Source organism: Aliidiomarina soli, assembly GCF_003986975.1.
Taxonomy (GTDB): domain Bacteria; phylum Pseudomonadota; class Gammaproteobacteria; order Enterobacterales; family Alteromonadaceae; genus Aliidiomarina; species Aliidiomarina soli.
The window spans coordinates 1-13,801 of record NZ_PIPO01000001.1; the positions used below are offsets into that span (position 1 = coordinate 1).

Consider the following 13,801-nt stretch of genomic DNA (forward strand, 5'->3'; position numbering starts at 1 on the left):
GTGTGGAAGCGCAGTAATGTGTTGAGCTAACCTGTACTAATTGCCCGTGAGGCTTAACCATACAACACCAAAGACGTATGACTCTGCACGAGTGCGTGTTGAGGGTATTACTGACAGAGATTTTTTTAACGCAGCGTCTATCGAGATGATGACGTTGATGTTGCAACAGCTTGTTGAAGTTGAACCAAATTTGTCTGGCGGCCATAGCGACGTGGAACCACCTGAATCCATTCCGAACTCAGTAGTGAAACATGTCAGCGCCGATGGTAGTGTGGGGCTTCCCCATGTGAGAGTAGGACACCGCCAGGCATCCATATAAGTCAAAAAGGCCACCCATCTGGGTGGCCTTTTTGCTTATGGTTGTTTAAAAGCAGGCCTCGCCGGCCGCACACGGGCCTTGAATCTTGAATGGGAACGAGATGGTGAACGTTGCTGGCACCTGCAGACCCATTCAAGATTCAAGCCCCGCGCCTGGGTTGCCCATCTACCACCGACAGCCCATCCCCACACCGAGCACCATCTACCATCGACAGCCAATCCCCAAACCGAGCACTCATCCAGATTTAAAAAACCCAATGCACTCCAACCATCAAACCCGCCTTACTGGCAGGCTCAAGTGTAGCGACACGTTGCTGGGACTGATCATAAAGACGAACCTCACGCTCAAGACTGTAAGTAACCTGTGCACTGAAGCTAACCTCGTCAGCAAGCGCATAGCGAACCCCGAACGAGGGTAAGATATCCTGATGCTTGATTACCGGTACGTTGCTGTCCTGCTGCGAATAGAAGCGAGTTTGCCACTTCAGCCCGGCATCCAGATACCAGGTGTCATTCAGTCGATAGCTTATTTTTGCCTGAGGGATGGTCAGGTTGCCTGACCATCGGCTTGCATCCTCTTCGGTAAACACAAGGCCGATAACGGGGTAAAGAACATTCTCAGTATCATGCAGGAGCATCCCGACACCACCGACCCAGGCGATATTGCCCTTCCCCTGGCGGATAAGCGCGAACTGAGGATTATAGGTAATAGCCTGCGAATTAATTGAATCACGAAAGCCCAGCCGAACCCGGAGGCTAGGCCATAGTGACCACTCGTCATTGAGTGAAGCAAGGTACTGGACACCGGGGTTAATATGGGTGTAAATGCTTGAATTCTGACTAAAGTGATACAAGCGTTGCTCTGCCGAAAAAAGCAAAGCCTGATGTTCACCTGTCAGGCTCCAACTATCCGACACTGCAAAGTTCTCATCACTGCCGGAACCAAGGCGTTGCCATTCAAGATCGACGCTTGCGGCATTTGCAGAAGCGGTCGTTAAAAGTGTTAGAATACCCATCCCATGCATTAGAGTGAGCAGAATGCTGTTTGGCATAAACGCTGTTCCTTGTTGTAGTCACCAGGTGAGATCACTATGTCACATTTCGCCGTAGCATCGAGACGACTTTACATCGCAAACGAACTGCAACCTTATCGGGTCGACATTACCGACGGTGACCTTTTCTATATTCCTGGTTGGCTGACCAGAGATGAATCCAATAGGTACTATAGCAAACTGTCGCAAACACTTGAGTGGCAACAAGATCGCATTCAGGTATTTGGTAAGTGGCATTTAATTCCCCGGTTGCAGGCGTGGTATGGTGATGCCGATGCCAACTACCAGTATTCGGGACGTACTTTGACCCCTAATCCCTGGACACCTGAACTGGCGGTATTGCGCAACAAGCTTAGCGAGAGCGGGATGGCGAGTAACTCTGTGCTGGCCAACTGCTATCGCAATGGTGAGGATCGTATGGGCTGGCACAGTGACAACGAACCTGAGCTGGGCCCTGCACCCACCATAGCCTCGATTTCTTTAGGGGCGACACGGTGCTTTCAGTTGCGCCATAAAGGTAGCCGGCAACGCATTGATATCGAGCTCGAAAACGGTAGCCTGTTAATCATGGGTGGGCAGTTACAACAGCATTGGCAACATGGCCTTCCAACGCGTAAACGCTGTCTGGATGGTCGAATTAATCTTACTTTCAGGCAGGTTAATGGTCGTACAATCAGAGCAAACGGCCTGAAGTAGAAAGAGGTAAGTGAGATGAGTATGCAGCAGCTTATAGAGCAAAAACTAGAGAGGGTATTTACCCCCGAGTATCTTGATGTGTTGAACGAAAGCCATATGCATTCGGGCCCGGCGACTGAGTCTCACTTTAAAGTGGTCATCGTCAGCTCTGGCTTCAAAGGTGAGCGCTTACTCAATCGTCACCGTTCGGTGAATGAGGTTCTAGCAGAAGAGCTGGCTGAGCATATTCACGCGCTTGCGCTACATACCTACACCCCGGAAGAATGGGTAGAAAAGGGCAATGCGCCGTTATCACCAGCCTGTAGGGGTGGCAGTAAAACCGATTAGCAACTCAGATGTGTTGGAGCGCTGGTTTCAAGTACACTAGCTGACATTTGTTGAGTTAAAACATACTGTTTAATTTACTTTTGCAAGGAAAGACCATGGTCATAAAACCTAAAATTCGCGGATTCATTTGCACTAACGCACATCCAGTTGGCTGTGCAGAGAACGTAAAACGTCAAATTGAGTATGTGAAACGACAGCCAGCCGTTAACGACGCGCCAAAACGTGTTCTGGTTATCGGAAGCTCGACCGGATATGGCCTGGCGACCCGCATTGTGGCCGCGTTCGGCGGTGGTGCTAAAACTCTGGGTGTTTGTTTTGAGAAAGAACCATCTGAACGAAAAACCGGGACTGCAGGCTGGTACAACACAGCGGCTTTTCATCAGCAGGCCGGTGAAGCTGGCTTATATGCAAAAACTATCAATGGGGATGCATTTTCAGACGAGCTTAAAACTGAAGTGATTGAAGCGATTAAAGCGGATCTGGGTGAGGTTGATCTGGTGATTTATAGTCTCGCATCACCAAAGCGCAAAGATCCGGAGAGCGGCGACGTATTCAGTTCAACACTCAAGCCAGTAGGTCAATCCTATACCACGAAGACCTATGACACTGACAAAGACAAGGTACATGAAATCAGCCTCGAGCCTGCAACGGATGATGAGATTAATAATACCGTTAAAGTGATGGGCGGTGAAGACTGGGAGCGCTGGATTAAAGCATTGCACGATGCAGGCGTACTGGCGAAAGGGGCCAAAACCACTGCTTACACTTACATTGGCAAGAAGCTCACCTGGCCTATATACGGTCATGCGACTATCGGTAAAGCGAAAGAAGATCTGGATCGGGCTGCAGATGCGTTACGCACCCAGTACACCGATGTGCAACTGGAAGCTTACGTGTCGTCGCTAAAAGCGTTAGTGACGCAGGCGAGTTCTGCTATCCCGGTTATGCCGTTGTATATTTCGCTGATGTATGGGGTGATGAAAGAAGAGGGCACCCATGAAGGCTGCATTGAACAGACCTATCGGCTGCTCTCAGAGGGACTGTACGCGGCCAACCCGAGCCTGGATGATGCGCATCGCCTGCGTATGGATGGCCATGAGACCAATGACCAGACTCAGGCCAAAATTGAAACCTTGTGGCATCAGGTAAATCAGGACAACTTCCATCAGTTGGCTGATTACGAAGGGTATCATCAGGATTTTCTGCACCTTTTCGGCTTCGGATTTGACAATGTTGACTACGAACAGGATGTAGATCCGCTCGTAAACTGGTAAACTATGGCGCCGAGGTTTTAGCTTGGAATATATTGGCTTTCTAAATAGCGTAGAAAGGTAATGTAAAAAAATGCTAAAATCGCGGCCTTAGGTGTAAGAAGAATTTATACGCGCTCATGCTGGCACTCGACTGTGTCAGGTATGGGCGCGAGCATGTTTTTATAAGGAATTTGGTCGTCAGGCCGAAATAAAGTTTCAATCTTCCCTAAATTGAGTAGTGCTAACGCGTATGATTACGATAAAGAAAGGTTTGGACGTTCCTATCTCAGGCGCTCCACAACAAACTATTGAAGACGGTAAAACCGTCAAATCAGTCGCTACGCTAGGTGAAGAGTACGTGGGAATGCGCCCGACCATGCAAGTCCAGGTCGAAGACCGGGTCAAAAAAGGTCAGGTTCTTTTTGAAGATAAAAAGAATCCGGGTGTTAAGTTCACGGCTCCTGCAGCTGGTGTAGTCAAAGCCATCAATCGTGGTGCCAAGCGTGTTCTGCAATCTGTTGTTATCGATATCGATGGCGACGAGCAGGAAACCTTTGCCAAGTATGACTCGAAAGAGCTACTTAACTTAAGCCGCGAAAAAGTTCAGGAAAACCTGGTTGAGTCAGGCATGTGGGTTGCGTTGCGCACCCGCCCGTACTCGCGCTCACCAGCCCTGGATGCTGAAGCAAAAGCTATTTTTGTGAATGCGATGGATACCAATCCACTGGCCGCTGATCCTGCTTTGATTATCAATGAAGAAAAGCAGGCATTTATCGATGGTCTAAAAGTCGTTAGCCGTTTAACGGAAGGTAAACTTCATGTTGCCACTGCGCCTGACGCCAACATCGATTTCGGTGATGCACCGGTAAATCACGAGACCTTTAAAGGACCTCATCCTGCAGGTAACGTCGGTACTCATATTCACTTCATTGAAGGCGCTGATTTCAAATACAGCGTTTGGCACCTTGGTTACCAGGACGTTATCGCTTTCGGTAAGTTATTTACCACGGGTGAACTGTTCACCAATCGAGTGGTGTCTGTAGCAGGTCCTGCAGCAACTAAACCGCGTTTACTGCGTACTCGTATGGGCGCAAGCCTGGATGATTTGCTTGCCGGTGAAGTTAAAGAGGGCAACCAACGCGTGGTCTCGGGCTCTGTGCTTAATGGTCACAAAGCCGATGGCTCACATGCCTTTTTAGGCCGCTTCCATAACCAGGTATCACTATTGGGTGAAGGCGACGAGAAACAGTTGTTTGGCTGGATCTGGCCTGGCAAAGAGATGCATTCGATTACCCGTGCTTACTTAGGGCATATCATTCCTAAGAAGAAGTTTGATATGAATGCGTCAACCAATGGTTCTGAGCGTGCAATGGTGCCAATTGGCAACTATGAGCGTGTTATGCCGCTGGATGTGATTCCGACACTGTTGCTGCGTGCAATTGTGTCTGGCGACATCGAGACCGCTCAGGAGTTAGGCTGTCTGGAGTTGGACGAAGAAGATTTGGCTCTGTGTACTTATGTTTGCCCAGGCAAGTATGAATATGGCACAGCTCTTCGTAAGGTTCTCACGACCATTGAGAAAGAAGGCTAATCATGAGCATCAAGAATTACTTAGAACGTATTGAACCGAACTTTGAACCGGGTGGAAAGCACGAAAAGTGGTATGCACTGTATGAAGCAGTTGCGACCATTCTGTATACCCCTGGTATGACTACTAAAGCGACTACGCACGTACGTGACAGCATTGACCTGAAACGGATCATGATCTTTGTATGGATGATGACCTTTCCAGCGATGTTCTGGGGTATGTGGAACGTTGGTTTTCAGGCAAACCTGGCGGTAATGGACGGTTACCAACTTGCTGATATCTGGCAAGTGGGCTTGTTCCAGGCGTTAGGTGGCGAACTGGGCGGTGATGCGGGTTGGGCCACTATGATGTGGTACGGCGCCTGTTTCTTCCTGCCTATCTACGCGGTGACCTTTTTTGTCGGTGGCTTCTGGGAAGTACTGTTTGCATCAATTCGCAAGCATGAAGTAAACGAAGGTTTCTTCGTTTCCTCTGTTCTTTTCGCATTGATTCTGCCAGCAACTATTCCATTGTGGCAGGTAGCACTGGGTATCACCTTCGGTATCGTGATTGGTAAGGAAATATTTGGCGGCACAGGTCGTAACTTCCTTAACCCGGCCCTTACTGGTCGTGCATTCCTCTACTTCTCATTCCCGGCTGCCATTACTGGTGACCAGGTGTGGACCGCAGTAGACGGGTATGCCGGTGCGACTAAACTGACTCAGGCTTTCCAGGGCGACCTGGACTATTCAGATATGGCTCTGTGGGTGAACGCCTTCCTGGGTAAAATCCCTGGTTCAGTCGGTGAAGTTTCAACCCTGATGATTCTTATCGGTGGTTTGGCTCTAATTTACTTCCGCATCGCTTCATGGCGCATTGTTGGTGGTGTATTTGTCGGTATGGTGTTGTTCTCAAGCTTGCTGAACCTACTGGGTAGTGACAGTAACGCGATGTTCGCAATGCCTTGGTACTGGCATCTGGTTGTCGGTGGCTTTGCCTTCGGTATGATGTTCATGGCGACCGACCCGGTATCAGCATCCTTTACCAACAGAGGTAAATGGGCCTACGGTATTTTGATTGGTTTCATGACGGTGATGATTCGCGTTATCAACCCAGCCTTCCCTGAAGGCATCATGCTAGCCATTCTGTTTGCCAACGTATTTGCACCACTTTTCGACCATTTCGTGGTGCAGGCAAATATGAAGCGGAGGAAGTTACGCCATGTCTAAAAAGAATGAGAGCACCAGTAAAACATTTATCGTGGTGATCGCACTATGTCTGGTGTGTTCCATCATCGTATCTGGCGCGGCCGTTGGCCTTAAAGACCGTCAGGAAGCTAACGCCGCGTTGGCAATGCAGCGCAACGTGTTGCAAGCAGCGCGAATCGACTTTCCTAGTGGGGAAGCCGCTAGCATCTATGCCGAGCGTATTCGTGAGTATCGCCTGAATATGGAGACTTACGAACTCACTTCAGCCAGTGAAGAAGAACTCGCAGCAGCAGCTGACACTGAAAGCCAGGGTGAAGTTGCCCGTCGCTTAAGTGCTGACGAAGATGTTGCTGGTGTTCGAGACCTTGAACAGTACACGATGTTCTATGTAGCACTGGGTGAAGACGGCGAGTCAGTTGAATCTTATATTTTACCCATTCGCGGTGCAGGCTTGTGGGGCATGATGTATGCACTACTGGCACTGGAGAGCGACGGTCAAACCATCGCTGGGCTGAACTTCTACGACCACTCTGAGACTCCAGGTCTTGGTGGCGAAATTCAGAATCCACGCTGGGTTAGCAACTTCGAAGGCAAGCAAGCGGTGGATAGCGAGGGGAACGTGGAAATTCGCGTCACCAAAGGCGCAAACCCACAGGATAACGAAGTGGATGCATTGTCGGGTGCTACTATCACCAGTAACGGCGTGGACAACACGTTCCAGTTCTGGCTGAGTGACACGGCATATGGCCCGTTCCTGCAAAAACTGCGTGAAGGAGAGGTGTTGTAATGGCTAGTGCAAAAGAAATGAAGCAGGTGTTGTTTGGCCCTATCTTTGCCAACAACCCAATTGCATTGCAAATTCTCGGTGTGTGTTCTGCGCTTGCCGTTACCGGTAGCATGGATAACACCCTGGTAATGTGCCTGGCGTTGACCTTTGTAGTCGCCGTGTCGAACTTTTCGATTTCGTTGATTCGTAATCACATTCCATCGAGTGTGCGGATTATCGTCCAGATGACCATCATTGCGAGTCTGGTTATCGTGGTTGATCAGGTTCTGCAGGCCTATGCGTACGATATTGCACAAGAACTATCGGTCTTCGTTGGTTTGATTATTACCAACTGTATCGTTATGGGACGTGCCGAAGCATTTGCGATGAAAGAGCCACCAGGCATGGCGTTACTGGATGGTATCGGGAATGGCTTAGGCTATTCCATCGTTCTGCTAACGGTTGCGTTTTTCCGCGAACTGTTTGGTTCAGGTAGCTTATTTGGTTTACAAATTCTGCCATTGGCAACCGAAGGCGGCTGGTATACCCCAGTGGGTCTGCTGGTATTGCCACCAAGTGCGTTCTTTATTATCGGTGGTTTCATTTGGGTACTGCGTACCTTCCGCACCGAGCAAGTTGAGGCGAAGGAGTAAACAATGGAACATTATTTAACAATGTTTGTTCGCGCCGTTTTCATCGAAAACTTAGCGCTTTCATTCTTCCTTGGCATGTGTACTTTCCTTGCGGTATCGAAGAAAGTTACTACGGCTATGGGCCTTGGGGTAGCAGTTATTGTGGTGCTGGGTCTTGCCGTACCGATTAATAACCTGGTGAACACCTTTGTTCTTTCTCCTGGCGCACTTGGCTGGGCTGGCTTCCCGGACGCGGACTTAAGCTTCCTGCGCTTCCTGACCTTTATCGGCGTTATTGCAGCGTTGGTTCAGATCCTGGAAATGGCTTTGGATAAGTTTCTGCCCGCGCTGTATAACGCTTTGGGTATCTTCCTACCATTGATTACCGTTAACTGCGCTATCTTTGGTGGTGTGCTGTTCATGGTTGAGCGTGATTACAACTTTACCGAGTCCGTAGTCTACGGTGTAGGTAGTGGTGTGGGCTGGGCACTGGCAATCGTCTTGCTGGCGGCTGTGCGTGAGAAGTTGAAGTATGCTGATATTCCTGACGGTTTACGTGGTCTGGGTATTACCTTTATCAGCACCGGCTTAATTGGTTTGGGCTTCATGTCGTTCTCTGGCGTGTCTCTGTAGGCCCTTGTTGTAATGAATCAGGAATAAAAGGAACAAGTCGATGCAAGAAATATATCTTGGCGTAGGCCTGTTCACCATTATTGTATTAGCTTTGGTTGTAGTGATTTTGTTCGCAAAATCAAAGCTGGTACCTTCTGGTGACGTAGAAATCATCATCAATGATGATCCAGATAAGAAAATCACGACGCAGCCCGGCTCTAAACTATTAGGCGCCTTGGCTAACGCAGGTATCTTCGTATCCTCAGCCTGTGGTGGCGGTGGGTCGTGTGGCCAGTGTATCGTTAAAATTAAAGAAGGCGGCGGTGAGATTCTGCCAACTGAGCGTGACCATATTTCTCGTGGTGAAGCGCGGGACGGTGCGCGCCTGTCGTGTCAGGTGAATGTTAAACAGAACATGAAAATTGAATTGCCTGAAGAAGTTTTCGGGATCAAGAAATGGGATTGTACTGTTCGTTCAAATGACAACGTAGCGACCTTCATTAAAGAGCTGGTGCTGGAAATTCCGGATAGCGAGTCTGTTCCGTTCCGTGCTGGTGGTTATATTCAGATCGAAGCGCCTGCGCATCACGTTAAGTTTAAAGACTTCGACGTGGCTGAAGAGTACCGTGGTGACTGGGAACGCTTTAAGTTCTTTGACCTTGAGTCGAAGGTAGACGATGAAGTGATTCGTGCCTACTCAATGGCAAACTACCCGGACGAAGAAGGCATCATCATGCTCAACGTGCGTATCGCTACGCCACCGCCAAATGACATGACGTTGCCACCAGGTAAAATGTCATCGTACATTTTCAGCCTCAAAGCCGGTGATAAAGCGACCATTTCAGGACCATTTGGTGAGTTCTTCGCCAAAGAAACTGAAGCTGAAATGATCTTTGTCGGTGGTGGTGCTGGTATGGCGCCGATGCGGTCACATATTTTTGACCAGTTACGCCGACTCAACTCTAAGCGTAAAATTTCGTTCTGGTACGGTGCTCGATCTAAGCGTGAAATGTTCTACGTTGAAGATTTCGATATGCTGGCCGACGAGAATGAAAACTTCGAGTGGCACGTAGCGCTGTCTGATCCAACCGAAGAAGACAACTGGGAAGGTTTCACAGGTTTCATTCACAATGTGTTGATGGAAAATTACCTGAAAGATCACCCTGCACCAGAAGACTGTGAATTCTACATGTGTGGACCGCCGGTTATGAACGCGGCTGTGATCAACATGCTGAAAGATCTTGGTGTCGAAGATGAAAATATCATGTTGGATGACTTCGGTGGTTAATTCACCAGCTTGTTAATATGATAGTACAAGGCCGCCCCACTAAGGGCGGCCTTTTTATTTGCTCGCTGGTAATGCAAGGCTGGCGACGGTAAAGGGTGAAGCCGGGTAAATTATTGCGTATAATACGCACAGATTCTTTAAAGCGCGGAGTAGTAATGCAGACGTTTTTGTTGGTGTTCATCATGATGGTTATTGGTTTTGCAGCAATGGCTATTGGTTACATGGTGCAACGTAAGTCTATCTCAGGTAGTTGTGGTGGCCTCGGCGCCATGGGGATCGAAAAAGCCTGTGACTGTGATAATCCGTGTGACGAAAAAAAGGCGCACATGGCTAAGCACGAGCGCCGTGAAAAAATCAAAGAGTGGCAGAAAAACCAGATTAATTAACGTGCCGGGTCAAAGTGGACTAAACCATTTTGACCTATGGCATAACACCCTTGCTCAAAGGTGCAGCTTAGCTGTCGGGCAGGGGTGTCGATCACTTCCCAGTTCTGTCCCCAGTCCGCCGACCAGGCGACACCCGTGGCATTGCCCACTAAGATATAATCCTGATACGTCGTTAAACTGGTAAGGACCCCGGAAAGTGGTGGTACTGGCAGGTTGCTGAATTCATTGTTGTGATAGCGGAATACCTGGCTGGCATCACTGTCCGTTTCAGTGTCTGCTCCGGTGAGTCCCCCGGTAAACAAGATATCGTCGTTACCAAGAGGCCATACGGAGGTCACCGCGGCGCCCTCGGCACCTGAAATCGGTGTAGCAACGACCCGGAAACGTAACCCTGTACTCGATTTGTACATCAACCGGGCCTGCTCCGCGTAAGCGCTGCCCATGGCCCATGTATTGTTGGCGTAGCGAACACAGCTGCCTGACTCATTAAAACCACTTTCGTTAGCCTGAGCAGGCTGGTTAAAGCCACTACGGGCACTAAGCCAGGTACGCCCGTTGGTACTGCGTACCGCATGCCATTCCTCGCTTCTGCCAGAGCCCAGTATCCAGGTTTCACCATTGGAGTCGTGGTCGAAACATCGCAGTGTTCGGTCGCCATCGGCACGGTGCAACTGGTTCCAGCTATAGCCGCTGTTGCGGCTATGGTAAAGCCTTGAGTCTGAACCTCGTCCTGAGGTAAGTACATAAGCTTCGCGGTCTCCCTTGGCTTTGATTTGAGTAATGGGAAGGGTTCCGTCGCGACCCACGGGTTGCGAAAGCGTCCAGCTGTTACCGCCATCCTCAGAATATGCCACGTGCCCGTTGGTACTGCCCAGCCACAGGGTTTGTGCAGTATTGCTGGCCACAGCTTGCCATCTCGTTTCTTCACCAGCTTGCGGTAAATTCAGTTGGGTTACCGCCGTATCAGCAGCGGCATTTGTAGCTAGAAAAGAAAGGCCGAGTGCAACAGAAATCCGGCGTAGCGTCATGAATACCTCGTTGATTAAGGAAAGTTATAAGCACCAAAAGGAACTCAAGCTTATGCTATAGTGTCGCACGACCATATTCTAAAGCAACTAAATGCGCGCAGCTTTGCTGTGCTGACAAGGGTGATTATGTTTCGAAGAGCAGCAGCAACAGGGCGTGCCACCGTGCTGATGACCATCCTCAGTGGGCTGGCAATTTCAGCCTCTGCTGCGGAAGGAGACACCCAAAAACTCCTCGCGTGGTTTGCCGGCGATTTTACTAATTATCAGCAGACTATCCACCAGCCGGAGCAATCGCTGACCCCGGTGATTAAACGTATTGAGCCGCTGGATTATGCAGAGCAAGGTCATGCATTTTTGAGTGAGCAGGCCTACCTGTTTGAACCGGACCAGGTGATACGTCGTCAGATTTATCTGCTTGAGCGTGTTCGGGGCGGCTGGCGGCAGGCTGTATTCAACGTTGAAACTGAACTGGGCGCCGCTGAATTAGCCGACCCCTCGAACTGGCAAGCCTCATATGGCTGTGAGGTAAACTGGCGCTGGCGAAATGGCGAGTTTGAAGGTGAGCGTAATCACCAACGCTGTTATTTTTACCGCAGCAGTGATGGTCAGAAGGTGAGCCTGTCAAGCCAGTTACGCCTCAGTGAAAACGCTCTGACAATCACTGAGCAGGCATTTCTTGCAACGAATACGCCGTTACTCCGTAGCGATCTTGCTGGCACCCACCACTATGCGCGGATGCAATATTATGACGCGCAAGTTGAGTACCGCGCCCCGGGCACGGATCGCTGGCGGCAGGCAGAGTTAATCGGTGTGCTGCATAATCAAGGTGCGCGCGTTGGCATTCGCTTGTCCGAGCAACAGCAGGAGCTGCGTTATCAGTTTGCTGTTACAACGGGCGGTGAACAGGCAGAGTTCGCTTTATATGACCTGAATGGGATGGAAACTGTTCATCAGGAACATGTAGCGGTGAATGATGTGATCGAGTACCAATCAGATTATCTGAAAATCGAACTAACCCCTCGTGCCAGTCGCTCTGATTGAGTGCGATGGCGCAGGCGCGACCGGCTGTTCACTACTGATTTGCTGCGGCTGCCGCGTTTATAATCATTGCCATACGCTGAGCTGAGCGGGTAAGTTGTTCTTTAACTACCTGTTTGGCTTGAATAAGATAGGCCGAATCCAATTCATCACCTGGCTCCAAATCAGCGTAGGCATATTCCCGGGCCAGGTGGTTGGCTTCCTCCGCCCACAGCTGCAACGCCTCATACCAGTCCTCGGTGGACTCTGGCAACGGGTTCTGCGCAGCCAGTTGAGCCGGAGCCGGGAGCTCTTTGCGCTCAATGATCAGCGAGTCCCATACCCGGTGTAAATTGATCCGCTCTCCGTCTACGGTCACATAGGTGTCATTGCCCCCTCGGTCCCGAGCAAAACCAAGATGCAAGGGCTGATGCAAGTCGGTAATCCAATGACTGAATTTACGCAGTTCATCGGCTTGTGCGGTCGGGTTTGCCTGCGGGTCAAACATCACATCCAGTGCGTTCATTGCCGCACCCACCACACAGCGACGGTTAGGGCAGTGGCGTTGCATGTCGATCTGTTGTTCATCTGGTGGAATGTTAGCGAAGTGAAGCGGACCGAGGAAGCGACCCTCTTCAGTGCCACGAACACGGTCCGCCCAGGTGGTCGCTGATGCCAGTGAAGTTTCGTCAAGTCGCTGCAGATGGCTGTCGACCCAACGACGTGCCTGTGGGGTTAAATACTCATAGGCAGTGGCTCCGATATACTCGTGGCCGGTGAAACCCCAGGCATGGACGTTTGCCGGAAGCAGTAAACAGGCGGCGAGAATAAGACTAGCGAGTTTGTGCATCAAGAGACTCTCCGCTGACGCCAAGACTGTCATCGCTCATCAGGTATAAATAAACTGGCATAATTTCAGCTGCTGTTTTGAGCTTGCTTTTATCTTCGGCAGGGTAGGCTTTTGAACGCATCGCCGTACGGGTCGCACCAGGATTAATGACGTTGACCCGTAAATGACTGTTGTCGTATTCGTCAGCCAGCACCTGCGCCATGCCTTCGGTGGCGAACTTGGAGACCGCATAAGGTCCCCAGTGGGCCCGGCCGGTCCGGCCAACACCTGATGAGGTGAATACAACCGATGGGTTTGGCGCTGCCATGAGCACTGGTAACAAAGCTTTGGTCATCATAAACTGGGCCGTTACATTGACCTTCATGATGTCTTCCCAGGTTGCCAGGTCAATATGAGCGAACGGCGACAGCACTCCTAACATGCCCGCATTATGCAACAGGCCGTCAAGGCGACCAAACTGGTTCATAATGGTTGCAGCCATGTCGCGGTAATTGGCTTCGGTAGCGCCTTTCATATCAAGCGGGATAATAGCCGGTGTGGCGCCGCCGGCTGCTTCGATCTCGTCGTACACGGCCTCTAGTTTAGCCACGGTGCGACCCAGTAGAATAATCGTAGCACCATGGCGGGCATAGCTGAGCGCCGCTTCGCGGCCGATGCCGTCACCAGCCCCGGTTACAAGAATGATTTTGTCGTTGAAAGCGCCCTGAGCGGGCTGAAAAGTCTGATAATTTTGCATAATCACTGCTTCATGGTTAAAGATATGCGATAGTGTACCTGTTTATGAATTCTAACTCAGTAGTT

The 13,801-nt window shown here is 50.1% G+C and carries 15 protein-coding genes and 1 rRNA gene; 12 read left to right on the forward strand and 4 right to left on the reverse strand.

Annotated features, from left to right (window positions below):
• The first annotated feature begins 193 nt into the window (after positions 1-193).
• A 5S ribosomal RNA gene (gene rrf, locus CWE14_RS00010) occupies positions 194-309 on the forward strand.
• Positions 310-563: 254 nt separating this feature from the next.
• Here the strand turns inward: rrf and CWE14_RS00015 are convergent.
• Entirely contained in the window at positions 564-1,370 is an 807-nt protein-coding gene (locus tag CWE14_RS00015; RefSeq protein WP_126797526.1) for a DUF6268 family outer membrane beta-barrel protein, read from the reverse strand.
• 39 nt (positions 1,371-1,409) lie between these two features.
• On the opposite strand from CWE14_RS00015, the gene CWE14_RS00020 reads away from it, so the two are divergent.
• From CWE14_RS00020 to nqrM, 10 genes are all read left to right on the forward strand, one after another.
• Entirely contained in the window at positions 1,410-2,066 is a 657-nt protein-coding gene (locus CWE14_RS00020) for an alpha-ketoglutarate-dependent dioxygenase AlkB family protein (protein WP_126797527.1), read from the forward strand.
• Positions 2,067-2,081: 15 nt separating this feature from the next.
• On the forward strand, positions 2,082-2,393 hold the full coding sequence (locus tag CWE14_RS00025; RefSeq protein ID WP_126797528.1) for a BolA family protein: 312 nt from the start codon (positions 2,082-2,084) through the stop codon (positions 2,391-2,393).
• Positions 2,394-2,488: 95 nt separating this feature from the next.
• Positions 2,489-3,667 carry an enoyl-ACP reductase FabV gene (gene fabV / locus CWE14_RS00030; protein WP_126797529.1) on the forward strand — a complete coding sequence of 393 codons (1,179 nt, stop codon included), beginning with the start codon at positions 2,489-2,491 and terminating at the stop codon, positions 3,665-3,667.
• Between the two features lie 229 nt (positions 3,668-3,896).
• Positions 3,897-5,237, forward strand: coding sequence for a Na(+)-translocating NADH-quinone reductase subunit A (locus CWE14_RS00035; RefSeq protein WP_126797530.1), 1,341 nt, complete (start codon positions 3,897-3,899; stop codon positions 5,235-5,237).
• A gap of 2 nt (positions 5,238-5,239) precedes the next feature.
• A complete protein-coding gene (locus CWE14_RS00040) occupies positions 5,240-6,442 on the forward strand; it encodes an NADH:ubiquinone reductase (Na(+)-transporting) subunit B (protein ID WP_126797531.1) in 1,203 nt (400 codons plus the stop codon).
• On the forward strand, positions 6,435-7,208 hold the full coding sequence (locus CWE14_RS00045) for a Na(+)-translocating NADH-quinone reductase subunit C (RefSeq protein WP_126797532.1): 774 nt from the start codon (positions 6,435-6,437) through the stop codon (positions 7,206-7,208). Before CWE14_RS00040 ends, CWE14_RS00045 begins: the two co-directional genes overlap by 8 nt.
• Positions 7,208-7,840 (forward strand): NADH:ubiquinone reductase (Na(+)-transporting) subunit D, encoded by a 633-nt coding sequence (locus CWE14_RS00050; protein ID WP_126797533.1) that lies wholly within the window; start codon positions 7,208-7,210, stop codon positions 7,838-7,840. The genes CWE14_RS00045 and CWE14_RS00050 overlap by 1 nt, the downstream gene beginning before the upstream one ends.
• A 3-nt stretch (positions 7,841-7,843) precedes the next feature.
• Entirely contained in the window at positions 7,844-8,452 is a 609-nt protein-coding gene (nqrE, locus tag CWE14_RS00055; RefSeq protein WP_126797534.1) for an NADH:ubiquinone reductase (Na(+)-transporting) subunit E, read from the forward strand.
• A gap of 40 nt (positions 8,453-8,492) precedes the next feature.
• Positions 8,493-9,719 (forward strand): NADH:ubiquinone reductase (Na(+)-transporting) subunit F, encoded by a 1,227-nt coding sequence (nqrF, locus tag CWE14_RS00060; protein ID WP_126797535.1) that lies wholly within the window; start codon positions 8,493-8,495, stop codon positions 9,717-9,719.
• 155 nt (positions 9,720-9,874) lie between these two features.
• A complete protein-coding gene (nqrM, locus tag CWE14_RS00065; RefSeq protein ID WP_126788454.1) occupies positions 9,875-10,105 on the forward strand; it encodes a (Na+)-NQR maturation NqrM in 231 nt (76 codons plus the stop codon).
• On the opposite strand, the gene CWE14_RS00070 is transcribed toward nqrM, so the two are convergent.
• A complete protein-coding gene (locus tag CWE14_RS00070; RefSeq protein WP_126797536.1) occupies positions 10,102-11,133 on the reverse strand; it encodes a WD40/YVTN/BNR-like repeat-containing protein in 1,032 nt (343 codons plus the stop codon). The genes nqrM and CWE14_RS00070 overlap by 4 nt on opposite strands.
• Before the next feature lie 126 nt (positions 11,134-11,259).
• Between CWE14_RS00070 and CWE14_RS00075 the strand changes: the two genes are divergently transcribed.
• Positions 11,260-12,174, forward strand: coding sequence for a CpcT/CpeT family chromophore lyase (locus tag CWE14_RS00075; protein WP_126797537.1), 915 nt, complete (start codon positions 11,260-11,262; stop codon positions 12,172-12,174).
• A 31-nt stretch (positions 12,175-12,205) separates the two neighbouring features.
• On the opposite strand, the gene CWE14_RS00080 is transcribed toward CWE14_RS00075, so the two are convergent.
• Together CWE14_RS00080 and CWE14_RS00085 are read right to left on the reverse strand one after the other, a co-directional pair.
• The gene (locus tag CWE14_RS00080; RefSeq protein ID WP_157981754.1) at positions 12,206-13,000 is read right to left on the reverse strand and encodes a S1/P1 nuclease; all 795 of its coding nucleotides are present in this window, start codon (positions 12,998-13,000) and stop codon (positions 12,206-12,208) included.
• Positions 12,984-13,736, reverse strand: a complete 753-nt coding sequence (locus tag CWE14_RS00085; RefSeq protein WP_126797539.1) for a YciK family oxidoreductase — start codon at positions 13,734-13,736, stop codon at positions 12,984-12,986. The genes CWE14_RS00080 and CWE14_RS00085 overlap by 17 nt, the downstream gene beginning before the upstream one ends.
• Positions 13,737-13,801 lie beyond the last annotated feature (65 nt).